Source organism: Actinoplanes sp. NPDC048988, from assembly GCF_043197815.1.
In the GTDB taxonomy this organism is placed as follows: domain Bacteria; phylum Actinomycetota; class Actinomycetes; order Mycobacteriales; family Micromonosporaceae; genus Actinoplanes.
This window is the reverse complement of the sequence record NZ_JBICTW010000011.1, coordinates 23,968-45,883: the sequence shown is the minus strand read 5'-3', so window position 1 is coordinate 45,883 and position 21,916 is coordinate 23,968. Positions and strand designations below refer to the sequence as shown.

Here is a 21,916-nt window from a genome sequence, read left to right as displayed (position 1 = left end):
CCTTGAGGGAACAGCCGAGGCGGATGGCGGGAAGCGGGCGCGACGCGGTGGTTGACTGCTGCGCATGTCGAGTGATGTCGGGTGGACGGCGCTGTTGACCGCCTACAGCCGGCCTCAGGAGAGCCGCCGGGACGGCCGCCGCCTGGTGGAGGATCCGTACGCGGCGGAGTTCATCGCGGCCTACACCGGTCAGGTCCTCGATCCGGCGGGAGCGTTGCCCGACCTGGGGCCGGCCGGCGACCGGGGCTCGTCCTCGCTGTGGGCGGTGTTCGAGTTCTACATCCCGCAGCGCACCCCGTTCTTCGACCGGGCCGTCCGGCGGGCTCAGGACACCTGCCGGCAGGTGGTGCTGCTCGGTGCCGGGCTCGACACCCGGGCGTATCGGCTCGGTTTGAGCGCCGAGGTCACGGTCTTCGAAGTCGACCGGCCCGCCGTGTTCGCGTTCAAGGACCGGGTGCTGACCCAGCTGGGGGCCCGGAGCACCGGCCGGCGGGTCGAGGTGGCGGCCGACCTGGCCGCCGAAGGTGCCGGCGCGGCGCTGGTCGCGGCCGGGTCACCTGGCGGCAGCTGACCTCCAGTTGGGCGTACGGGCTGGTCGGCCAGCAGCCACCCGCGGTGCTGACCCGGCACGGCTGGACGCCCGGTGAGGTGACCGACCTGGCGACCCTGGGCCGCGCCACCGGACGAGCGGTCCCACCGGCGTTCGGCGCGCCCGGCGCGGGCCTGGTCTGGCTCTACGAAGGGCTCCGCGCCTAAGAGTTGGTCCAGTAGAGGGCGCGGGCGAACTGCGCGTACAGGCCCTTCGGGTGGGCTCGGAACAACGGTTCGGTGCCGAACAGGACGGCTCGGCTGCCTCGGGCCGTGGTGCCGGAGACGACCGAGGCCTGGCCCGCCGCCTGGGACGGGCCACCCACGCCGGGAGCGGTGGGCAGCCAGTGTCCGGCGACGAGTGGGGTCTCGGCGTAGCGCTGTTCGACGGTGAACCCGGTGCCGGTGAACCACAGCGGCGAGTAGACGAACGAGTTAGGCGGTGAGTCCGTGCCGGTGACCTGGCCGGGGTTGCGGACGGCGACGACCCCGTTGGCGTCGCCGCGGCCCGCGACCGCGGTCGCCGGAAGCAGGCCGGCGGCCGCGTTGAACGTGGCGCCGGTGACGCCCCGGGTGACCACACCGCCGCGGCTGAGCAGGTCGTCGACCTGTGCCTGGGCGGCCTCGGTGAGCTGCGTGTAGTTCAGGCCGGAGGACACGACCAGGCCGGTCACCCCGGCCAGGCTCGCGCCGGCGTTGAGGGTGGCGGTGGAGACCGTTCGGACGTCGAAACCCATCTCGCGCAGCGCGAACAGCTCGTCGGCGGCCACGGCGGCGGCCAGCACCGGACGCGAGATCGGGGTGCCGGCGTGGCCGCGCGGGGCGGCCTCGAGACGTACCCCGAACCGGTCGGCGATCCACGCCGCACTGGCCGGGAGGACGACGGTGGCCGCGCCGTACAGCCGCAATTTGATGCCCTCGTCGAGGAGGGCGTTGACGGCCCGGACGTCGGCCGGGTCCCGCAGCGTGAGAGCCAGCTCCCGGCTCTGGGGAACGGAGCTCGTCCCGGTGGCGACGGAGACGGGCGACGTGGCCACGCGCGGCGCCGCGGTGCGGCTGATGTCGACCGAGGCGCCCCAGAGCAGGCGATGGCTCCAGCCGGAGATGTCGTACATCTGGGGCACCAGCGAAGAGATGTCGCGTCCGGCCTCGAGCAGCACGTTGGCCAGGCCGCGCTTGGGCTGGTGCATGTCCACGACGTACGAGCCGGCCGGGTAGCGGCGGCCGTTCAGGGTGAAGCTCGTACGGGCCTCGGTGACCCGGACGTCGTGGGCGATCAGATGGTTGACCAGGCGCGCGGCGGCGGGTGCGGAACGCTGCCGGGCGCCGGCCGGAACGACGTAGGCCCGGGGGAAGGTCGTCGAGTAGCGGTCCTCGGGGCCGAAGCCGGGCACATAACCGTCGGGAACGGAACGCTGCGGCTCACCGGCCCAGCCGCGGCGGAACTGCTCGATCTGGCCGGCCAGCAACGAGGCCCGGTTCGTGTCGGCGTACGTCAGGGCCGCCTCGATCGTCGCGGCGGCGACGTCGGTGTTGACGCCCGCGCGGCGGCGCAGCTCCTCGACCGGCAGAGTGGTGTAGAGGTCCCGGTTGACCTGCAACGGAATCTCGACGGTGTGGCCGACCGCGCCCTGGTACATCGCGTACATCGGGGTGAAGATGGGTGGCCAGTCGTCCCAGTCACCGGGAGCGTAGTCCCGGAACGGGATGTCGGCGCGGGTGGTCTCGGGGTGTCCGAGGCGCTGGATCGCGGCCTCCATACCCAGGGCGTTCGGCAGGGCGTGCCTGATGTACAGGTCGTACTCGTAGTTCTGCCCGTGCGGCGGCGTGGCCGGCTCGATCAGCGTGGTGCCGGTGTAGCCGTGCTCGTCGAGCATGACGAACGGCTGGGTCCCGATGACGACGTCGCGGACAGCGCGCGACTCCGGCTGCGAGCTCGTGGCGTGGTCGCGGTTGATGTCGAAGCCGGCCCCGTTGACGCGGGTGCCGGCGATCCGCCCGTCCGGGTTGTTGGTCACCGTGACGTAGACCCGGCTGCGGGCCAGGAAAGCCTTGGTGGCGGCGTCGGTCGCGGTGGCCAGCCGCTCGATGACGCGCAGCGCGCCGTCGGTGCCCTCCCACTCATCGCCGTGAATGTTCGCGTTGATCCAGACCGGCGTCTTGTACCCCCGGGCCAGCGACCGGTCGCGCTTGGCGGCGACCGGATCGTTCTCGATCAGCTCGCGCCACCGCTGCTGCCGGGCCGCCTCGGCCGCGGTCTCGGGTGCGGTGACCGTGACCAGATAGAGGTCCCGGTCGAGCGCGGAGTGCCCGACGACCTCGGCCGACACCCGGTCGGAGGCCTGCTGGAGGGCGTTCAGCCGAGGGGCGATGTCGTGGTACGGGATGAGGCCGAGCTTGATCGAGCGGTCCTCCGGGTTCGCGGGGTAGACCCGCAGCTCGTGCCGCCGCGGATAGCCCTGGCGCCCCGGCTTCCAGGCCGCGCCGGGCACGGCCGCCGACAGGATCCGCGCCGCCGCGCTGTCGGCGGCCGCTACCTCGTTGCGCTCGGGCCCGTTCCCGAACTCCCGCGTCGAGCCCCGGTCGTCGGCGCGCGCGGGCGCCGAGGCGTGCGCGGGCACCGCCGAGGCGGTGATGAGCAGAACCGCGCCGAAGCCCGCGGCGAGCCGTGACAGGTCCACAATGCACTATTACCCATCGACGTACGTGATTGGTAATACCGCTTGTGCCATTCGCCCGGCGGGATGGGCCCCGCCCTAGGCCAGCAGGGCCTCGCGCATCTCCTTGCCCGGGTTGAAGCCGCCGACGACGGCGGGGGAGTTCGGGTCGTAGACGTTGACGGTGTTGTTGCGGCGCATCAGCTCGCGGACGGGCTGGGGGAGGGGTGGCTCGTCGCTCATGGCCGCGCGCAGGTCGCGGGTGGTGCCGATGAGGCGGTGGGCGAGGGTCGCGGCGTCGGTGTCGGGGCGGACGCGGGCGAACTCCCAGCCGGCGATCGTCAGGTCGAGGATCTCGAACAGGTGGGCCAGCGGCGGGGCCGGGTCGGTGAGTTTCACCAGGCGCTTGGCCTCGGCGCCGATCGCCGCGACGGCGCCGCTGACCTGGATGTACGGGTGGAGGCCGCCGGGCAGGGCCCACAGGTTCCAGCGCAGGCGGCTGCCGGTCTCCCTCCACAGCGGACGGTAGTTGCGGCGGTCGACCGCGTAGCCGTACCCGGCGACCTGGGCGGCCACGTCGGCGTACGCGGCGTCGGCGAACTCCCGCACGACGCGGGCCGCGGCCAGCACCCCGTCGTCACCGCCGAGCTGGGCGGCGGCCGCGTCGGCCTGCTGCAGGAAGGTGCCGGGCACGTGCGGCCCGTAGCGGGTGCGGATGTCGTCGACAATGGCCTGCTGCTGGCCGGGGTCCTTCTGACTGCCGGACCCGCGCCGGAACCACCGCATGTCGCCTCGTTTTCGCTTGCAAAGGACGAAACCGCGGCAATGTTAGCCTGCCTCCTCCACCGGGCGTAGCCACCCGGCCAGCGCGGCCGCGTTCATCCGCAGGATCTCCACCGCGAGCCCGTAGTCGATGTGCGTGAGCAGGTCGTTCTCGCTGTGGATGGTGCCGTTGGCGGCGTCGTTGCCCTCGATGGTCAGCACCGCCGGGACGCCGGCCACGATGAACGGCACGTGGTCGCTGGCGAACGGGCTGAGCGACGTCTCCACCCGCAGCCCGGTGACGGCGCCGGCCGCCGTGGCCAGGTCGTCGATCAGCTGCCGCGAGACCGGGGCGCCCTCCAGCAGCACCCCGGGTTCGGGGCCGTTGCGGACGCCGATCATGTCCATGTTGAGGACGGCCCGGATCCGGCCGCGCTCGGCGGCCGGCAGCCCCGCCACGTACTGCTTGCTGCCGAACAGACCCTGTTCCTCGCCGCCGAACAGGATGAGCCGCAGGTCGTTCTCCCACTCGTGGCCGGCGAGGACGCGGGCCAGCAGCAGAAGGCCGGCCGCGCCGCTGCCGTTGTCGTCGGCGCCGGGCGCCTTCGTGCCGCCGGCCTGGTTGACCGAGTCGAGGTGGGCGGTGACGAGCACGGCGCCGCGGTCGGCGGCCGCCCGGCCCGGCCGGGCGGCGATGACGTTGGCGCTCTGCCCGCCGCCCACGCTGACCGGCTGGCGCGACGTCGCGTACCCCAGGGTCGTCAGCGCCATCTCGGCGCGGTCGGCCGCCTGGCGGAACCCTTCGCTGAGCGAGTGCCGCGTCTCCAGCTGGGAGATCCAGGTCAGGTCGCTTTCGTACGGCGGGCGCGTGACCCCTTCGAGCACCTTCGTGACCGCCGCGCTCACCGGCCCGACCCGCCGCTCCGGCCGGTCGACGACGACCGGACCGGGCGGCAGGGGCTCCACCCGCCAGCACGTGTCGTCCTTGCCGCGCAGCGCCTCGCCGCCCTCGACGACGAGATGCCGGCCGTGGTCGAGGATGACCGGCACGTCCGGGTGCGCGTCCTGGAAGGCCCGCCCCACCTGCGTGACCAGGGACAGCGCGGACGTCACGGAGCCGGTGCGCGCGCCCGGTGCGACCGGTTCGGCCTCCGCCGACCAGACCAGCGCCTGGTCGCCGAGGCGCACGCGGCGCCCGGAGGTGCGGCCGCCGGCTCCGGCCTCGTCGGCGGGCAGTACGGCCCAGTGAATTTTCGCGGTCATGCCGGCGACGATCCTCCTGCTGGTGCCGCCGGTTCAGTCACCTGGCCGACTCAGCGCAAGAGCGACAGGTCCACCGCCTCGGCGATGGCCCGCATGCCGGCGTCGTCCGGGTGCAGGTGGTCGCCGCTGTCGTACCGGGCGAGGTAGCGGGCCGGGTCGTCCGGGTCGTGGGTGGCGGCGTCGAGGTCGATCACACCGTCGCAGCCGCTGGAGGCGCCGCGGAGGAAGGCGTTCACCGCTTCCCGGCCGGCCTCACCCCGCGTACTCCAATAATCGGCGCCCTTGAACGGGGTGAGGGTGGAGCAGAGGACCCGCACGCCGGCGTCGTGGCTCCGGTCGATGACGGCGCGCAGGGCGGTGATCAGCTGCTCGCCGGAGGGGCTGTCGTCGCCGAGGTCGTTGATGGCGGCGTCGGAGAGGACGACCCATCTGACGCCCGGCTGGGAAAGCACGTCACGCTCAAGACGTTTCGGTACGCTCTCGCCGGCGCCGTCCCGGAGGAGTTTGTTGCCACTGATGCCGGCGTTGAGGACGCCGACCGTGCGGCCGGCGGTGCCCAAACGCCGCGCGAGCAGGTCGGGCCAGCGCCGGCCGGCGCCGAACGCGGAGTCGAAGCCGTCGGTGATGGAGGCGCCCAGCGCCACCACGGCGCCCTCGGCCGACGGATCGCGCACATCGAGCCCGGACAGGAAGAAGTAGCTGTCGACGGTCTCGGCGCCGGTGAGGGTGGCGTCGGCGGTCTGGTCGTCCGCGCCGACGTAGTTGTGCCGGTTCGCGAACGAGTGCCACGTGGTCGCCTTGCTCCCGCCGGGCAGGTAGGCGCTGACCGCGACGTCCGCGCTCGCCGGCAGGGCGAACGCGACCGGGTCGCTTTCGAGGCTCGCGCCCGCCGCCATCGTCGCCGTCGCGGCGCCGCCGAAGGTCACGGCCGTGGACGTGCTCGCGTCGATGGCGGCGTCGCCCTCGCTGAGCGCCAGGCGCACGTTCGCGAGGGTGAGCGGGGCGTCGCCGAACTCGTTGGACAGCCGTAGGCGCACAGTCGAGCCGCCGATGCTGGTGCGCAGCACCTGACGTACGGTCTGCCGGCCGAACGAGCGGCCGCCGCTCTGCGCGGCCACGGCCCAGCTGCCGACCCAGTCCGCCGCCTCCGTTACCGGTGCGGCCGGCGTACACCCCGCCACGGCGAGGACCGCCAGAGCCGCCACCAGCATCTTCCCGACCATCGAGCCCACGGTACCGAGTCGATCATGTGGTACAGCGGTACTTCGCCCGCTCGCGAAGATCGAACCCGGGCTGACCTTCACGCTCCGGCCCGGCGCGGTGACCGGCTTCCTGGTCCTGGTCCTACTCGCCTGGCCGGCCCGGCCTACCGCCGGAATCACCTAGACGCCAGAAACACCCGGTTCGTCCCCTTCATGGGACCTTCGTGGGCGATGAGCGCGCACGGGACGGCCCGGTCGCCTTCTCCGGCCTGCCCGCCGGCGAGATGGCTCTGCTCCGGCCGGCTCCGCTCTGGTGGCGGCGCCCGGCCCCCATGGTCGTCTCCGCCTGATCGGGGCCGCCCCGTGCTGGTCGCGTCGATCGTCTCGTTGGGCTTCTCGGACGTCCTGTTCTTCGAGGCCGGCACCTTCCCGGCAGCCGGAACCCTGGCCATCGCTCGGGCGGTCGTTTTCGCGTACGACATGGGTCTGGCCCGACCCGGCGCGGGGTGAGCGACGCCTGTGTATGGTCAAACCGTAACCATTCGGGCTTATCGGGCGGCTGATCGTGGACCTCGACGTGCGGCCGGTGCCGGTGCGAGGGCTGACCGAGGCGGAGGGCGAGGCGCGCCGCCGCCGGGGCGAGGCCGACACCACCGGCAAGGGCGGCGGCCGCAGTTACGCGACCATCCGGCGTACCAACGTCTTCACGTTCTTCAATGTCATTCTGTTCGTGACCGGTGTCGCGCTGCTGTTGCTCCGGCGCTACGGCGACGCGCTGATCAGCGTCGGGCTCGGCCTCGTCAACGCCGTCATCAGCGCGCTTCAGGAGATCCGGGCCAAGCGCAAGCTGGACCGCCTGCAACTGCTCGACCGGGCCATGGTCGTCGTGGTGCGCGACGGGCGCGAGATCTCCGTCGCGCCGGACGCGGTCGTTCGCGGCGGCCTGGTCCGGGTGCCGGGCGACCGCGGCCGCGGCGGTGGTGGTCGCGGCCGCTCCGCTCGGTGACCAGCGTCTCCCGCACCTCCGCGAGGTCGTGACCGCCGAGCGGCAGCACCTCGTCGACGGTCAGTTTGCCGGTGGTGAGGGTGCCGGTCTTGTCGGCGCAGACGACGTCCACATGGCTCACCGACTCGATCGCGTTCACTTGCTGCACGAGGGCGCCCTGACCGGCGGAGCGGGCGGCGCCGGCGGTGTAGGCGACGGCGATGAGGAAGAACAGGCCGTACGGGACCAGGCCGGAGAGGACGGCGCCCGGTTCGGTCGGTCAGCTGGTCACGAAGGCGGGCGAGCCCGCGGGATCCCTGGCTCTTCACCGCGCCGACCGAGACACCCAGCTCGGCCGCGGTCTCCTGTTCGGAGAAGCCCAGCCAGTACCGCAGCACCACCACCGCCCGCATGCGGGCCGGGAGCGTGGCCAGCGCGCTCAGGACCACCTGCCGGTCGTCGGCGCCGCCGTACTGGTCGGCGCCCGCCCGGTCGGGCACCACCGGATCGCGCCGGGCCGACCACGGCGAGCGCCACCAGCTCGTCTGGAGGTTGACCATCGTGCGCCGCGCGTACGCCTCCGGGTTCTCCCGCCGCAGCCGGTCCCAGCGCAGGTAGACGCGCGTCAGCGCCTCCTGCGCCAGATCCTCGGCCTGCGCCGGGCTGCCGCACAGCAGCACGCCGAACCGCAGCAGGCGAGGCCCGCTCACCGCCGCGAACGTCGTGAAGTCACCGTCGTCCATTCATCCTCCCGCTCCCCAACGCGGGACCCTCGCCAAAGGTTGAGATGCTGTACGCATGACAGCGCTCCGCATTCGCACGGGTGGCACCGAGTCACCGACTGTCCTGTTGCTGCACGGCCTCGGCGCCACCGCCGACGTGTGGACAGGGCTGCCGGACGAGCCCGGCACTCCGGCGTGGATCGCGCCCGACCTGCCCGGCCACGGCGGCTCCGCGCCTCTTCCCGAGTACTCCTTCGCCGCGGTCGCCGAGGCGGTGGCCGGCCTGATCGACCCCCGAGGGACGGTCATCGTGGGGCACTCTTTCGGCGGGGTGATCGCCCTGCAACTGGCCACGGAACCGGGTGTGCGCGCCGTCATCGGCCTGGGCATCAAGGTGTCGTGGTCGGACGAGGAACTGGCCAAGGCGGCCGCCCTCGCGCGGCGGCCGGCGCAGGTGTTCCCCACCCGCGAGGAAGCGGAACGCCGTCACCTGCGGGTCGCCGGCCTCGCCGGCGAGGTGCCGGAGACCGCCGTCGTCGAGGTCGAGGGCGGCTGGCGTACGACGTTCGACCCGCGCGCCTTCGCCGTCGGCGCGCCGCCGGTGGAGTCGTTGCTGGCGGCCGCGCCGGTCCCGGTGATCCTGGCCCGCGGCGAGCGCGACCCCATGGTGTCGGCCGCGCAGATCGAGGCTCTCGGAGTGGAGCCGCACGACCTGCCGGGCCTCGGCCACAACGCGCATGTCGAGGACCCGGCCGTCGTACGCACGCTGCTGTCTAGGGTTTGACCCCGAGCACCGCCCCGTTGGCGCCGGGCGCGTCGAACCGGACCGTGCGGATCGCGGCGAAGCCGGCGCCGGCCAGCCACTGCTCGTACTCCACATCGGAGTAGTTGCGGCCGCCGACGGTCTCCACCAACATGTTCATGCCCATCAGCGCGGCCGCCGCCGGCCCGGTCCGGTCGGCGTCGAGCAGCAGCTCCGAGACGATGACGAGCCCGCCCGGCTCCAGCGCCGCGTGAGCCTTGGCCAGCAGCTGCCGGTTGGTCGCCTCGTCCCAGTCGTGCAGGATCATGCTGAGCAGCACGACGTCGTACCCACGCGGCAGTTGCTCGTCCTTGCGGAAGTCGCCCGGCGCCGTCGCGATCCGATCGCCGAGACCGGCCGCGGCGGCCTTCGCCGCGGCGATCTCACACACGTGAGGCAGATCGAGAACCGTCGCTTGCAGGGTCGGGTGGATCCGGCAGAGTTCTATGGGGTACGCCCCGGAGCCGCCCCCGACATCAAGCAGCCGCCTCCGCCCGGTCAGGTCGACCGCCGCGCTCAACGCCCGCGCGGTGAACAGCGACGTCGAGTACATGGCGTCCCAGAACGTCGACAGCATCGCCGGATCGGCGGTGTCGAACATGGACTCCTGGGTCGCCGGATCCCAGGTGAGCGGCCGGTCGGTGCGCAGCGCCTCGCCGACCCGGTGCCACGGCAGATAGGTGCGCCGGTCGCAGTAGGTGACCTGGCCGCCGAAGTAGTACGGCTTCCCCCGCACCAGGAACTCCTCGGCCAGCGGCGAGTTTCGGTAGCCGTCGCCGTCGCGTTCCAGCAGGCCGAGCGAGGCGCAGGCGGCCAGCAGCAGGTCGGCCGGGCGCTCCGGAAGGCCGATCTCCTCCTTGGTCAGGGTGCGCCCGCCCGCGAGCCGTGTGAAGAGGTCCAGCTCCACCGCGGCCGCGAACGTCTTGAAACTCCAGAACCCGGTGACGAGCTCCATCAGGGGTGTGGGCGTCAACATCCATCGATCATGTCGTCAGGACGAGCTTGCCCGTCACCCGCCCCTCGGCGAGCCGGCGCATGGCCGTGGGCGCCTCGTCGAGCGGGTAGGAACGTTCCAGCGGGGGATCGGTGAGCGCGGCCAGGGCCTCGAGGTCGGCCCGGCGGGTCAGGGCGAGGGGTGCGCGCAGCGTCTGCCGGGTGAAGGGGGAGACGGCGAGAAGCTGAAGGCTGCGCTCCAGGCCGCCCAGGAAACGGCCGCCGTCCTCGCCGCCGGCGATGGCCAGGGTGCCGCGCGGCTTGAGCAGTTTGCGCAACTCGGCCAGGGGACGGTTGCCGCCGCATTCGACGATCAGGTCGTAGCGGCCTTCCAACGGCGTCGTGGCGTAGTCGACGACCGTGTCGGCCCCGAACCCCTTCACCGCCTCGATCTTGCCGGCGCTGGTGGCGGCGGTGACCCGGTCGCCGCGCGCCTTGGCCAGCATGACCGTGAACGCGCCGACCCCGCCGCCGGCCCCCAGAACCAGAACGTCACCCCGGCCCTTGGCCAGGACGAGGCGGGCGGTGGCACCCGAGGTGGGCATGCAGGCGGCCTGCTCGAAGCTCAGGTGCTCGGGCTTGCGGAAAAGCTTGGCGGGCTTGGCCGTGGCGAACTCGGCCCAGGTGGAGCGGCCCGACCCGTACACCTCGTCGCCGGGCTTGAACTCGGTGACCTCGGCGCCGACCGCCGCGACCCGGCCGGCCAGATCCATGCCGATCGTGCGATGACGCGGCCGGCCGAGGCCGAACCCGAGCCGGGCCACCAGCGGCAGGCCGGTCATGGCATGCCAGGCGCCGCGGTCGACCCCCGCCGCGCACACCTCGACCAGCACCTCCCGTCCGCCGGGCGCCGGCCGGGCGACCTCGTCGACGCGGAGCACACCGGCGTCGCCGTACACGTCCTGAACGATGGCTCTCATGTCTGTTCACCTTCCGGGTACTGGAACACGTCGTCGAGGCCCACGCCGAACACGCGGGCGATCTGAAAGGCCACCTCCAGCGACGGCGAATACCGCCCCTGCTCGATGGCGATGACGGTCTGCCGGGTGACACCGATCCGGTCGGCCAGCTGTGCCTGCGTCATCTCACCGTGCGCGAAACGCAGCGACCGGATCGCATTGGTGATGCGGGTCGGTTTCACCACGGGTGGAACCCGCGGCGGTAGGCGACGATCCGGGCGGCCGAGCCGAGCACGGCGCTGAGAACGAACGACAGGTAGATGACGTTGGCGATCCAGAAGTACCGCGCCTCGGCGAAGGCCAGCAGCATGGCGGCCACCGCGCCGGCCACGACCAGCGACTGCCCGATGTGGTCGCCGAACCGGGCGATCTCCCGGTCTCGCTGGTCGGTCTGCCGATCCTTGCCGAAGAACATCCCCACGACGATGTTGACCACGATCCCACCGCCGACGGTCCAGAGGGCGGACGCCACGTACCCGACCCCGGCGGCCAGCAGCACCAGATAGATCCCATAGCCCAGAACGCTCGTCACGGCGAGGCTCCAGGCCCTTTTCTCCTCGAGAGGCATACTTACGAATGTAAAAGATCCACGACATCGAGTCAAAGATTTTTTACACGACCCTCAGTGTGCTCTCAGGTCACCTCATCTGCGGAACGCGCCGGCGCGGTAAGCCTCCTCGAGGACCCCGCCCCATCTCGTCCGCCGCCTCGGACGAGAGCCGCATGATCGCTCGCTGATCCGGCTCGCACTCGAGCCACCACTGAGCCCAATCAGGCCTTTGATCGGCGAGTGCCTCCGGGTCTGGTGGGCGGCTCAGCGCCACGTCGAGGAACGACAGGAACGCCGCCCCTTCGGAGTTCCGGTGCAGTTGCTGCCGTCGAGTCTCAGTGAGGAACAGGTACATGCCGTCCGCGGTCCGCAGCTTGCCGAGTGCCTGCCGCATCGCGGGGACGCCGGGCGCCTTCTCCGCCCCGAGCGCGCAGACCGCGCGGCGATCGCGGCTCATCAGCCAGATCTCTCTGAGCCATGCGATGGTCAGCGCGGCGATACTCAGAACAAGACCGGCGACGAGAGCAGGCCGGCCTCCGCGACGAAGGGCAGGACCAGGGCGATTCCGAGCGGGGCGGCGACATACGCGGCGATCGGTCCCGCCAGCAGAAGGTCGATCACCTGCGGCAGCCGGTCCGCGAAGGGCAACCGCCGCATCTGGATCCGGGTCGAACGCCGCTCACGCCGGAGCCGCCCGTCCACATTCATGTCGACGAGAGCCTGGCGGATCTCGGGTTCGAGCGTCGCCACCCCCGGCCCGACGCGGCGGACCTGACGGTACGCCTCATCCCGGATCCACAAGCTGTCGCTGGCGAACGCCCGCGCGAGGTAGCCGATCGCCTGGTCCGCACCAGCCGCCGCGCAGAGTTCGATCACCCACTTCTGATCCAGCCGGCCACCTTCCGACCACGCCCGGCCCAGGATCCTGTTCGCCGCCCTGCTCACCGCGCGATGTCCTCCGGGGTGAGGGCATCGGCCATCAGGTCCAGCAGGTAGAGCGCTCCCGACGGCCAGAACGTGGACGGGTCGCGTGCCGCCGTCCAGAGCCGCCGCTCGATCGCGGTCAGCAGGTCGACGGAATGCTCCACCCGTTGGGTCTGCAGAACCACGACCGCGGTCTCCCGCCAGCGTCCGTCGCTCAGCAGCTGGGCCGGCGTCACCGCGCTTTCGTCGCGGATGACCGCACAAGTCGCGAAGTACTCCTGAAGGCGCCGATGCGAGAACGTGACCCTGTCCCGGGCCTCGGCGTCCGCGTAACGGGTGAGATGGCAATAGAGCAGCGCGTCGATCGCCGACTCGACCTCGTCGGCTGAGAACGCTGTCTGTTTCACGAGGCGCGCGGAGACCACGGACCGGCTCGCGGACAGACCGAGACCCGGGTCGGCGAGCATCAGGAAAGCGAGCTCCTCGGCCACCGTCCGGGTCGTGCCGACGTCCACCGCGAAGCGGTTCTCGATCGTCCCGGTCGCGGGCCAGCCGCGACCGCACGTAGCTTTCGATCACCGCGTGCGTGCTCTGTGGCAGCGACCCGGTGGTCCGCACGTCCTCCCACAGCACCGAGGCCAGCCTGGCCCGCCGGCGAGCTTCGCGCGACGGCGGGGGCGAAGAAGCCGGTGGCGGGGGCGGTGCGGTCGCCAGCGCGACGATGACCAGCGCCGCGACCACGAGCGCCAGGATCAGCCAGGGTCGCCACGGGTCCTCCGTGAAGAACGGCGGCACCTTCTCCGACGCGAAGTTGATGACCAGGCCCTGGACGGTACCCAGAACCGCCGAGATCAATATGACGACCAGCAGGGAACGCCGCACCGCGCACCTCCTCCGGCCGCGACCGTATCAATGGGATTTGATCTCGCTCCCGGGTTGCCGCCGCAAACGTTTGAGGTGAGGATCGATCTCATCCCCCAGGGTTGGAGGCGGTTTCGTTGTCCCTGCTCACCGCGCTCGACCGCCAGCACACCGTGGCGCCGGCCGGGTACAGCCGGTGGTTGATCCCGCCGGCGGCGCTCTCCGTGCATCTGTGTATCGGGCAGGTCTATGCGACCAGCGTGTACAAGAACTCGTTCATCGCGCACTTCGACGCCAGCCAGACGGCGATCGGCGTCATCTTCAGCATCGCCATCGTCATGCTGGGCCTGTCGGCGGCCGTCGGCGGCACGTGGGTCGAGGCGAACGGCCCCCGCAAGGCCATGTTCGTCTCCGCCTGCTTCTGGGCGGCCGGCTTCCTCGTCAGCGCCCTCGGCATAGCCACCGGGCAACTGTGGCTGGTCTACTTCGGGTACGGCTTCCTCGGCGGCATCGGCCTGGGCATCGGCTACATCTCGCCGGTCTCCACGCTGATCAAGTGGTTTCCCGACCGCCCCGGACTCGCCACCGGCCTGGCCATCATGGGCTTCGGTGGTGGCGCTCTGATCGCCAGTCCGGCCTCAAGACAATTGCTTTCCCTGTACGACCCGGACTACGACCCGAACGTGGCGACCTCAGTGGCCTCGGGTCACGCGCTGGTGCTGCTGTTCCTGACCCTCGGCATCGGCTACTTCCTGATCATGATGTTCGGCGTGGCCAACATCCGCGTACCGGCCGAGGGCTGGAAGCCGGCCGGCTGGAATCCCGCCTCCGTCCGCGAGAAGCCCCTGGTCACCACGGCCAACGTCTCGGCCGCGAACGCCATCCGTACCAAAGCGTTCTGGCTTCTGTGGATCGTGCTGTTCTGCAACGTGACCGCCGGCATCGGCATCCTCGAACAGGCCAGCCCGATGATCCAGGACTTCTTCCGCTCCGACGGCGTCTCGACGGTCAGCGTCGCCGCGGCCGGCGGCTTCGTGGGCGTCCTGTCGCTGTTCAACATGGCCGGCCGTTTCGCCTGGTCGTCGACGTCCGACCTGATCGGCCGCAAACCCATCTACATGGTCTACCTGGGCGTGGGCATGGTCCTCTACCTGCTCCTGGCCCTGGTCGGCGACGTCGCGACGGCCCTGTTCGTCCTGCTGGCCGGCGTGATCCTGTCCTTCTACGGCGGCGGCTTCGCGACCGTACCGGCGTACCTGAGAGACCTGTTCGGGACCTATCAGGTGGGCGCGATCCACGGCCGCTTGCTGACCGCCTGGTCCGCCGCCGGCGTCGCGGGCCCGCTGATCGTCAACGGCTTCCTCGACCAGCAGGGCAAGCCCGGCACGCTGACCTCCTCGGCCTACCAGCCGGCCCTGCTCACGATGGTCGGCGTCCTCGCCGTCGGCTTCATAGCCAACCTGCTGATCCGCCCGGTCCCGTCCACCTACCACGAGCCCGCGTCCACCCCGGCCGCGAAGGAGGCCGCCGCATGACCACCGACAACACCACCACGACCAGCACCCTCCGCCTGGTCCTGTCCTGGCTGCTGGTCGCCGTGCTGCTCGGCTACGGCATCATCCAGACCGCGATGACGGCCGCCAAACTCTTCGACTAGTAGGCGCTTTCCACAGCATCCAGACCGGCTGGTGCCGGTCTGGATGCTGCTCTCGTCCTCGTCTCTCGCAAGTCATTCAAAATCATCGATCGAGGAGATCCAGCAGTCGCTGGGCTTGACGGTCGGCGGTTCCCGGCGGATTCCGGCGTACGGAGGACCCGTCCGGCCGAAGCAGCCACAGCCAGAACATCGCCCACAGGCGCCGCGCCGCCAGCAGCCGGGCCTGATCCACGTCGAAGCGGCGGCAGAGGTCATCAGCGTCGATACCGCGCCAGGACAGATGTTCGCTCATGATGGCCAGCTCGGTCGCGGGATCCGAGACGGCAGCGTCCTCGAAGTCCACGATCCAGACCTGACGGCCGTCCCACAGGTAGTTGGCGAAGTTCGGATCCCGGTGCCCGAGAACCAGGGTCGCCGGACGACGGCGCAGCAATGCCGGATCCTCCGTACGCCACCAGAGCTGCGCCGCGTCGTACGCACGCGCCGCGACCCGGCCGGTGGGGCGGGGTGCGCCGGTGAATCGACGAGCGAAGTCGAGGTCGTCAGACCAGGGACCCAGCTCGGCCAGACCGCGGGGCGGCACGGCCCAGAGCCGCGTGACCGCGTCGACCACGCCGGCCAGCTGAACCTCGGTCGGCTGATCAGTGAGCGGATCGCCGGGAACCCGCGACATGGTGACCGTCGGCGGCCGATCGTCGAGTCTGGCCTCAACCGGACAAGGAGCCAGAACGCCCCCGTGCTGCTGGATGTCACCCAGGGCGGCCCACTCACGCCGATGCTCACCGCGGTCCCATGACGCATACCGCTTCACGACGGAGTCTCCGCGGAACGCCAGATCATGAGTCTGCACCACGGCCGGCAGCCTAGCCTCCCACCGGAAGCGTGCGTCGCCTCGTTTCCCCATGCGGCCGCCGGCCCGGCTCGTCCTGACCCCCGATCGAGCGCCCGCGCGGCCGGCCGGCACAAGCACGATGGAGGTGGGCGTCATGCGCAGCGGCTCCTCCCCACACGAATAGTGACGGTGCCGCAAAGTGTGGGCGCGCTGTGTCGCTGAATCCCCTATTCACGATTCTTTATTTGGCATGATCCTTTCTTTGTTTTCGATCTTCGGGGTACGGGATAATGGTTCATGGCGCAGCTGGAGTCCTTTTCTAGGTCTGAGATATCGGCGATGCGTGACTGGTCCGGTGTGCCGAGTCATGCGCCGGACATGGTGGAATTCCGGCGTGTTCAGGCGGAGCGGAGGCGGTGGGGCCTCAAACGGCGTCATGCGTTGAAACTGTGTCGATTGCATGGCTGTTCGCGGTTGTGCGGGGAGTTGGGCTTACACGATGCGGTCGAACGGATACCGCCACTGCTGTGGGACGACGAGCTCACGTGTGCGCGGCGACCGGATCTGGGCGGCCCGGCCGGCGCCGGTGGTCATCCGCACGGCGCGCCGCAGACTGTGTTCGCCGGCCGGCCGCAGAAACCAGTGGGAGCCGAGCCGGCAGCGCGGACCGAGAGCGCGGCGCCGGCCGAGGCGGTAACGCACCCCGAGTCGGCGGCCCGGGCCGAGGTAGTGGAGCAGCGCGAGCCGACGACCCGGGCGGCGGCGAAGCCGGGGTCGGCACTCCGGGCCGGGGTGGCGGTGCCGTGCGGGTCGGTAGTGCGGACCGAGAGCGCGGCTCCGGCCGAGGCGGTAACGCACCCCGAGCTGGCGGTCCAGGCCGAGGTAGTGGAGCAGCGCGAGCCGACGACCCGGGCGGCGGCGAAGCCGGGTTCGGCACTCCGGGCCGGGGTGGCCGTGCTGTGCGGGTCGGTAGTGCGGGCTCGGGGTGGCGGCGAAGCCCAGGTCGGCACTCCGGGCCGAGGTGGCGGTGCCCCGCGGGTCGATAGTGCGCGCCGGAGAGGGGTGCCGCCCGGGTCGGTAGTACGGGCTGGGTGGGGGTGCCGTGCGGGTCGGTAGTACGGACCGGGGTGGCGGGATCGATAGTGCGGGCCGAGGTGGCGGCGCGGCCCGGGCAGGCAGTCCAGGCCAGGGTGGCGGCGCAGCTCGGGCCGATGACCAGGCCAAAGCCGCAGCGTCGCTGGAGTCGACGAGCCAGCGGTGGCCACGGCGCAGTCCGAGCCGACTGGCCAGCCCGTGGCGGCGATGGTGGTGGTGCTTCCTGGGTCGAACTGGTCAGACAGTGGGGCGGTGGCGCAGCCGGAGGCGGCTGGCCGGGGAAGGGGGCAACCGGAGGCGGCTGGCCGGGGGAAGCGGTGGCGTAGCCGAAGGCGACTGACCGGGGCGAAGCGGTGGTGCCAGCCCGAGGCGACTGGCCGAGGCGATGGAGCGGCGCCAGCCCGAGGCTATAGGTAGCGCCGAGGCGGAGGCGCGGGCCACCGCTGGGGGCGAGTCCGCTGGGCCGGGTGGATCCGCGCGCCGCACTGTGGGTTTTGGTGGTAGGGCGTGGTCGTGCCGTTCAGCATCGAGTGGTTCCGCGCGGCGTGGGCAAGGTCGCCGCGGGTGGCGTCACTCGCGCTGGTGCCATTGGTGATATGAGCGCGGTGATCTCGTCGCAGGGTGAGCCTGGTTATTCGTCGAGTGAGGCCATTCGCTGGACATAATACGGCGACCGGGGCGGCGATGGAAAGCGCGCGGATCGGCCATTCTGCGAAGTTTCCTTGTGGGCTCGCCCTTGCGAATTATGACTCGCTGAAATTTCCGCACGGGGCGCTGGTGATGTGGTTTCGGAGATGGGTCGAGGTCAGTCCAAGGGGGCTGTCGATTCTCGGGTGATCAGGCGGGGCGGGATGGTTTCGATGCCGGAGCCCAGAGTGCCGTCTATGGCCGCGAACAAGCGCTGGGCGGCCAGGCGGCCCAGCTGTTCCAGGTTCATGTCGATGGTGGACAGTGGGGGGCGGGCGTTGGCGGCCAGGATGTTCCAGTTGTCGAAGCCGATGACCGCCACCCGGCCGGGGACGTCCAAGCCCTCCTGGTGCAGCACGTCCAGGACGCCTCGGGCTATCTCGTCGGAGCCGGCGAAGATGGCGTCCACCGTCGGGTCTCTGCGCAGCAGCATGCGGGTGGCTCCTCGGCCCCAGGCCTCCGACCACGCGCCGTACCAGACCTGGTCGCCGGCCAACGGCAGGTCTTCTTCTCTCAGGCGGTTGAGCGCGCCTGCGGCCCGGTCGCGGGCGGCGCCGTAGGTGGCGTCGCCGGTTATGTGGGCTATGCGGCGGCGGCCGTGGCGGATCAGGTGGTCCACGGCCATGTGGCCGCCGCCTACGTTGTCGGTGACCAGGGAGAGGTCCTGCGGGCTGTCCGAGGGGGAGTAGGCGTAGATCACCGGCACCGGCAGGTCGCCCAGTGACGGGCGGGCGTCGGGGCGGGCGCCCACCACGATCAGGCCGTCCACCCGGCGTGACAGCAGGGCGCGCAAGTGGTGGCGTTCGCGCACGTTATCGCCGCGGGCGTCGCAAAGGAAGACGGACGTTTGGTCGGAACCGAAGGCATCTTCGGCTCCCATCAGGATCGGGATCGAGAAGCGGCCCTCCAGGTCGGAGGTCAGCAAGCCCACCGTGCCGCTGCGCTGAGTGATCAAGCCCTGGGCCAGCGTGTTGGGGGAGAAGGACAGCTGCTCGGCGGCCCGGACCACCTTCTCCCTCGTGGTGGCGCGCACCTGCGGCTGTCCGTTGAGGGCTTTCGACGCGGTCGCGATGGAGACGCCGGCCAGCTGGGCGACGTCGCGCAGGGTGACCGTGCGGGTGGGCGGCTGGTCTCCGTCCGATGAAGACGGAGCGCTCATCGAAGCTCTTGACAAGAAATTTCCTCCGTATTACGTTCCTGAAAACGTTTTCGGTCCCCAAAACCCCAGGTCGCTGCGCTGAAGGCTACCCCATAACGGGCATGACCGAAAACTTACCGAAAACATGGAGGTGCATCCGTGCGACGCACGATATTGAAAGGCATCGCTGTCGCCGCCCTCGCGGGGCTCATGACGCCCGCGGTTGCCGCCTGTGGGGGCGGGGACGACAAGGGCAATCCGGCCGCGGCGCTGGCCGAGGTGACCGCCGAGGGGGTCGACGACGGCTCGGAACTGACCCTCTGGACCCGCGCGCCGCTCGAGCTTCAGGCCAAGGCGCTCGTGGACGCGTACAACAAAAGCCACAAGAACCAGGTGAAGCTGACCATCGTCCCGAACGACGACTATGTCGCCAAGGTCGGTGCGGCGGCCGGCAGCGGCGATCTGCCGGACCTGTTCGCGGCCGACATCGTCTACGTGCCGAACTGGACCAAGGCCGGGCTGTTCGCCGATCTGACGGGCAACATCGGCAAGCTTCCGTACGCCGACAAGATCAACCAGGGGCACATCGAGGCCGGCACGTACGAGGGCAAGAAGTTCGTGTTGCCGTTCGTGCTCGACCTGTCGGTCATCTTCTGGAACAAGAAGCTCTACAAGGAGGCCGGGCTCGACCCCGAGAAGGGGCCGGCCACTCTCGACGAGTTCAAGGAGCAGGCGCTCGCCGTTCAGAAGCTGAACAAGCCGGGCGTCAACGGCACCTACTTCGGCGGCAACTGCGGCGGCTGCGGCGTGTTCACCTGGTTCCCGATGGTCTGGGCCAGCGGCGCCGAGGTGTTGGCCGACCAGGGTGAGAAGTCGCTGCTCGACAGCCCCGAGGCGCAGAAGGTCTACAGCACCTGGCGTGATCTCCAGAAGGCCGGCGCCATCGCTCCCGGCTCCAAGGACGAGACCGGCGCGACCTGGGTCGCCGCCTTCCAGGAAAACAAGATCGGCGTCATGCCGTACCCGGCGACGCTGCTGCCGACCGCGGCCAAGACCGTGGACGTCGGCGTCACCGCGATCCCGGGCGCCTCGGCCGGCGCCGGCTCGACCTTCGTGGGCGGTGACGGCGTCGGCGTCTCCAAGGACTCCAAGAAGGCGCAGCAGGCCTGGAACTTCCTGGCCTGGATGATGTCCGAGCAGGGTCAGGTCGACGTGCTGGCCGCCAACAACACCTCGCCGTCGCGCACCGACCTGGCCGACAACCAGTACTCGGCCAAGGACCCGCGGGTCGCGACGATCAACAAGGTGGCCGCGTCGCCGCAGAGCAAGACGCCGGTGGCGGTCAACTTCCAGCAGGCGTTCAACGCGCCCGGCAGCCCCTGGGTGACCCTCTTCCGCAACCAGGTCTACGGCGACGGTTCGAGCCTCGCGAAGGACAACGAGGCCATCACGCAGGTCCTGGGTCAGTGACGTAGTGGCGGCGCCGTGAAAAGCGCCGCCCTCACAACGGAGGAAAGCGCCGTGGCATCACCTCTTGTCGCGCACCGGGAAGCCAGTGCCAAAGTAATGAAGCCGACAAAAAGGCGGTCCGAAAAGGGGTGGGTCTATGCGATGCCCACCGCCGTCTTCGTCCTGCTCTTCTTCGTCGTGCCGATCATCATCGTCGCGCGGATGTCGGTCTCCGACTGGGGCCTGTTCGCCGGCGACCAGGGCTGGAACGCCCCGGAGAACTACCAGGACGTCCTCGACGACCGGCTGCTGTGGCCGGCGGTGTGGTTCACCCTGAAGTACACCGTCGTCACCACCGTGATCCTGCTGGCCCTGGCCCTCGGCCTGGCCCTGCTGGTGCAGGAGTCGACGCGCTGGACCGGCTTCCTGCGTACGTCGTTCCTGATCCCGTCGGCGCTCGGCCTGGCCTCGGCCTCGCTGCTCTTCTACGCCCTCTACTCGCCGCAGAGCAGCCCGCTCGACTTCTTCGGCCCGGTGTCGTTCCTCGGCACGCCGGGCAAGGCGCTCTGGTCGACCGTCGCGCTGATCGTGTGGCGGTTCGCCGGCTTCTACATGCTGCTTCTTCTCGTTGGCCTGCAAGGCATTTCCGCGGATGTGTACGAGGCGGCGCGGCTCGACGGCGCCAACCGCTGGCACACCTTCCGGTACGTCACCCTGCCGCTGCTGAAGTCGTCGATCGCGCTCTGCACGATCCTCTGCGTCACCGGCTCCCTGCTCGCCTTCGACCAGTTCTACATCCTCACCAAGGGCGGCCCGGACAACAGCACCATCACCATCGTCCAGCTCGTCTACAACATGGCCTTCCAGGGACAGAACAACCTGGGGCGGGCGGCCGCGCTGTCGATCCTCATCCTCGTCGCGCTGCTGGTCCTCAACGCCCTTCAGTTCCGCGGCCTCCGAGACAAGGAGAGCTGATGCTGCGCTTCGTCCGCATGCCCCAGTACGTACTCACCGGCGCCCTGGCCCTGCTCTTTCTCTTTCCGCTCCTCTGGGCCTCGTACGCGTCGGTGAGCCCGCAGCCCGGCACGGCCCAGACGAAGGGTTTCGGTTTCGCCAACTACGAGACCCTCGCGAACTATCAGGCCGGCATCGGGCAGTACCTGCTGAACTCGACCCTCGTCTCGGCCATGACCGTGCTGTTCACGCTCGGCGTGGCCACCTTCGGCGGGTACGCGTTCGCGATGTTCAAGTTCCCCGGCCGCAACGTGCTGTTCCTGGTGACGCTGGCGATTCTCATGGTCCCGTACGCGACCCTGCTGATCCCGCTCTACGTCCTGCTCAACCAGCTCGGGCTGCAGAACTCGCTGTTCGGCCTGGCCTTGGTGCTCACCATGTTCCAGCTGCCGTTCGCGGTCTTCATGATGCGCATCTCGTTCGAGGCGATTCCCAAGGACCTCAAGGAGTCGGCCGAGGTGGACGGCTGCGGCAGCTTCCGCGCCCTGACTCACATCCTGATGCCGGCGGTGAAGCCGGGCCTGATCACCGTGGGCCTGTTCGCCTTCCTGGCCGCCTGGAACGACTTCATCACCCCGCTGGTGCTGATCAGCGACTCCGAGAAGCTGCCCCTGCCGCTGGCCGTGGCCAACATGCGCCAGCAGGTGATGGGCATCGTCGACTACGGAGCGACGGAGGCCGGCGTGGTCGTTCTCGCGCTGCCCTGCATCGTGCTCTTCCTCGCCCTCCAGCGGCACTACGTCCGTGGTTTCATGTCCGGCGCACTCAAGGGTTGA

General features: G+C 70.4%; 24 protein-coding genes and 1 pseudogene. 11 read left to right on the top strand and 14 right to left on the bottom strand.

The features are described from left to right. The first annotated feature begins 64 nt into the window (after window positions 1–64). Both ACGFJ7_RS29295 and ACGFJ7_RS29290 read left to right on the top strand, forming a co-directional pair. On the top strand, window positions 65–571 hold the full coding sequence (locus ACGFJ7_RS29295) for a class I SAM-dependent methyltransferase (protein WP_360260364.1): 507 nt from the start codon (window positions 65–67) through the stop codon (window positions 569–571). Window positions 572–615: 44 nt separating this feature from the next. Further along, window positions 616–756, top strand: a complete 141-nt coding sequence (locus ACGFJ7_RS29290; RefSeq protein ID WP_360260367.1) for a hypothetical protein — start codon at window positions 616–618, stop codon at window positions 754–756. On the opposite strand, the gene ACGFJ7_RS29285 is transcribed toward ACGFJ7_RS29290, so the two are convergent. The 4 genes from ACGFJ7_RS29285 to ACGFJ7_RS29270 all read right to left on the bottom strand — a co-directional run bounded on the left by ACGFJ7_RS29285 (window position 753) and on the right by ACGFJ7_RS29270 (window position 6,493). Further along, entirely contained in the window at window positions 753–3,269 is a 2,517-nt protein-coding gene (locus ACGFJ7_RS29285; RefSeq protein ID WP_392644903.1) for a M14 family zinc carboxypeptidase, read from the bottom strand. The two genes, ACGFJ7_RS29290 and ACGFJ7_RS29285, sit on opposite strands and share 4 nt — an antisense overlap. A gap of 75 nt (window positions 3,270–3,344) precedes the next feature. Next, entirely contained in the window at window positions 3,345–4,031 is a 687-nt protein-coding gene (locus ACGFJ7_RS29280; RefSeq protein WP_360260373.1) for a hypothetical protein, read from the bottom strand. Between the two features lie 42 nt (window positions 4,032–4,073). Then, window positions 4,074–5,270 (bottom strand): M28 family metallopeptidase, encoded by a 1,197-nt coding sequence (locus ACGFJ7_RS29275; RefSeq protein WP_392644901.1) that lies wholly within the window; start codon window positions 5,268–5,270, stop codon window positions 4,074–4,076. Window positions 5,271–5,320: 50 nt separating this feature from the next. Continuing rightward, complete coding sequence (locus tag ACGFJ7_RS29270) at window positions 5,321–6,493, bottom strand: SGNH/GDSL hydrolase family protein (RefSeq protein WP_392644900.1); 1,173 nt, start codon at window positions 6,491–6,493, stop codon at window positions 5,321–5,323. Window positions 6,494–6,696: 203 nt separating this feature from the next. On the opposite strand from ACGFJ7_RS29270, the gene ACGFJ7_RS29265 reads away from it, so the two are divergent. From ACGFJ7_RS29265 to ACGFJ7_RS29255, 3 genes are read left to right on the top strand one after another with little or no spacing between them, the layout of a single operon-like run. Beyond that, entirely contained in the window at window positions 6,697–6,822 is a 126-nt protein-coding gene (locus ACGFJ7_RS29265) for a hypothetical protein (RefSeq protein WP_392644899.1), read from the top strand. A 13-nt stretch (window positions 6,823–6,835) separates the two neighbouring features. Continuing rightward, window positions 6,836–6,982: a hypothetical protein gene (locus tag ACGFJ7_RS29260; protein WP_392644897.1), complete on the top strand. Its 147-nt coding sequence runs from the start codon at window positions 6,836–6,838 to the stop codon at window positions 6,980–6,982. A 55-nt stretch (window positions 6,983–7,037) separates the two neighbouring features. After that, the gene (locus ACGFJ7_RS29255; protein WP_392644896.1) at window positions 7,038–7,478 is read left to right on the top strand and encodes a hypothetical protein; all 441 of its coding nucleotides are present in this window, start codon (window positions 7,038–7,040) and stop codon (window positions 7,476–7,478) included. Window positions 7,479–7,792: 314 nt separating this feature from the next. On the opposite strand, the pseudogene ACGFJ7_RS29250 reads toward ACGFJ7_RS29255, so the two are convergent. Then, window positions 7,793–8,200, bottom strand: a pseudogene (locus tag ACGFJ7_RS29250) (SigE family RNA polymerase sigma factor); the annotation flags it as partial. Between the two features lie 55 nt (window positions 8,201–8,255). Between ACGFJ7_RS29250 and ACGFJ7_RS29245 the strand changes: the two are divergent. Then, the gene (locus ACGFJ7_RS29245; RefSeq protein WP_360260384.1) at window positions 8,256–8,963 is read left to right on the top strand and encodes an alpha/beta hydrolase; all 708 of its coding nucleotides are present in this window, start codon (window positions 8,256–8,258) and stop codon (window positions 8,961–8,963) included. Here ACGFJ7_RS29245 and ACGFJ7_RS29240 read toward each other — a convergent pair. The 7 genes from ACGFJ7_RS29240 to ACGFJ7_RS29210 form a co-directional block, all read right to left on the bottom strand. Further along, on the bottom strand, window positions 8,953–9,957 hold the full coding sequence (locus tag ACGFJ7_RS29240; RefSeq protein ID WP_360260387.1) for a methyltransferase: 1,005 nt from the start codon (window positions 9,955–9,957) through the stop codon (window positions 8,953–8,955). The two genes, ACGFJ7_RS29245 and ACGFJ7_RS29240, sit on opposite strands and share 11 nt — an antisense overlap. Before the next feature lie 7 nt (window positions 9,958–9,964). Beyond that, window positions 9,965–10,894 carry an NAD(P)-dependent alcohol dehydrogenase gene (locus ACGFJ7_RS29235; protein WP_392644894.1) on the bottom strand — a complete coding sequence of 310 codons (930 nt, stop codon included), beginning with the start codon at window positions 10,892–10,894 and terminating at the stop codon, window positions 9,965–9,967. Next, window positions 10,891–11,118 carry a helix-turn-helix transcriptional regulator gene (locus ACGFJ7_RS29230; protein ID WP_360260393.1) on the bottom strand — a complete coding sequence of 76 codons (228 nt, stop codon included), beginning with the start codon at window positions 11,116–11,118 and terminating at the stop codon, window positions 10,891–10,893. The genes ACGFJ7_RS29235 and ACGFJ7_RS29230 overlap by 4 nt, the downstream gene beginning before the upstream one ends. Next, window positions 11,112–11,501 (bottom strand): hypothetical protein, encoded by a 390-nt coding sequence (locus tag ACGFJ7_RS29225; RefSeq protein WP_392644892.1) that lies wholly within the window; start codon window positions 11,499–11,501, stop codon window positions 11,112–11,114. The genes ACGFJ7_RS29230 and ACGFJ7_RS29225 overlap by 7 nt, the downstream gene beginning before the upstream one ends. Window positions 11,502–11,571: 70 nt before the next feature. Then, complete coding sequence (locus ACGFJ7_RS29220; RefSeq protein WP_392644891.1) at window positions 11,572–11,940, bottom strand: hypothetical protein; 369 nt, start codon at window positions 11,938–11,940, stop codon at window positions 11,572–11,574. Window positions 11,941–11,984: 44 nt separating this feature from the next. Further along, window positions 11,985–12,428: a hypothetical protein gene (locus ACGFJ7_RS29215; protein ID WP_392644889.1), complete on the bottom strand. Its 444-nt coding sequence runs from the start codon at window positions 12,426–12,428 to the stop codon at window positions 11,985–11,987. Next, entirely contained in the window at window positions 12,425–12,922 is a 498-nt protein-coding gene (locus ACGFJ7_RS29210; RefSeq protein ID WP_392644887.1) for a hypothetical protein, read from the bottom strand. Before ACGFJ7_RS29210 ends, ACGFJ7_RS29215 begins: the two co-directional genes overlap by 4 nt. Before the next feature lie 489 nt (window positions 12,923–13,411). Between ACGFJ7_RS29210 and ACGFJ7_RS29205 the strand changes: the two genes are divergently transcribed. Beyond that, the gene (locus ACGFJ7_RS29205) at window positions 13,412–14,803 is read left to right on the top strand and encodes an OFA family MFS transporter (RefSeq protein WP_392645145.1); all 1,392 of its coding nucleotides are present in this window, start codon (window positions 13,412–13,414) and stop codon (window positions 14,801–14,803) included. Beyond that, complete coding sequence (locus ACGFJ7_RS29200; protein ID WP_360260401.1) at window positions 14,800–14,925, top strand: hypothetical protein; 126 nt, start codon at window positions 14,800–14,802, stop codon at window positions 14,923–14,925. Before ACGFJ7_RS29205 ends, ACGFJ7_RS29200 begins: the two co-directional genes overlap by 4 nt. A gap of 82 nt (window positions 14,926–15,007) precedes the next feature. Here ACGFJ7_RS29200 and ACGFJ7_RS29195 read toward each other — a convergent pair whose 3' ends face one another. Then, complete coding sequence (locus tag ACGFJ7_RS29195) at window positions 15,008–15,829, bottom strand: phosphotransferase (protein WP_392645144.1); 822 nt, start codon at window positions 15,827–15,829, stop codon at window positions 15,008–15,010. 1,828 nt (window positions 15,830–17,657) lie between these two features. Continuing rightward, window positions 17,658–18,698 carry a LacI family DNA-binding transcriptional regulator gene (locus ACGFJ7_RS29190; protein ID WP_392644885.1) on the bottom strand — a complete coding sequence of 347 codons (1,041 nt, stop codon included), beginning with the start codon at window positions 18,696–18,698 and terminating at the stop codon, window positions 17,658–17,660. Window positions 18,699–18,836: 138 nt separating this feature from the next. Between ACGFJ7_RS29190 and ACGFJ7_RS29185 the strand changes: the two genes are divergently transcribed. The 3 genes from ACGFJ7_RS29185 (at window position 18,837) to ACGFJ7_RS29175 (ending at window position 21,916) form a co-directional block, all read left to right on the top strand. Then, window positions 18,837–20,147 (top strand): sugar ABC transporter substrate-binding protein, encoded by a 1,311-nt coding sequence (locus ACGFJ7_RS29185; RefSeq protein ID WP_360261608.1) that lies wholly within the window; start codon window positions 18,837–18,839, stop codon window positions 20,145–20,147. Between the two features lie 141 nt (window positions 20,148–20,288). Further along, window positions 20,289–21,101 carry a sugar ABC transporter permease gene (locus ACGFJ7_RS29180; RefSeq protein ID WP_360261611.1) on the top strand — a complete coding sequence of 271 codons (813 nt, stop codon included), beginning with the start codon at window positions 20,289–20,291 and terminating at the stop codon, window positions 21,099–21,101. Continuing rightward, window positions 21,101–21,916 carry a carbohydrate ABC transporter permease gene (locus ACGFJ7_RS29175; RefSeq protein ID WP_360261613.1) on the top strand — a complete coding sequence of 272 codons (816 nt, stop codon included), beginning with the start codon at window positions 21,101–21,103 and terminating at the stop codon, window positions 21,914–21,916. The genes ACGFJ7_RS29180 and ACGFJ7_RS29175 overlap by 1 nt, the downstream gene beginning before the upstream one ends.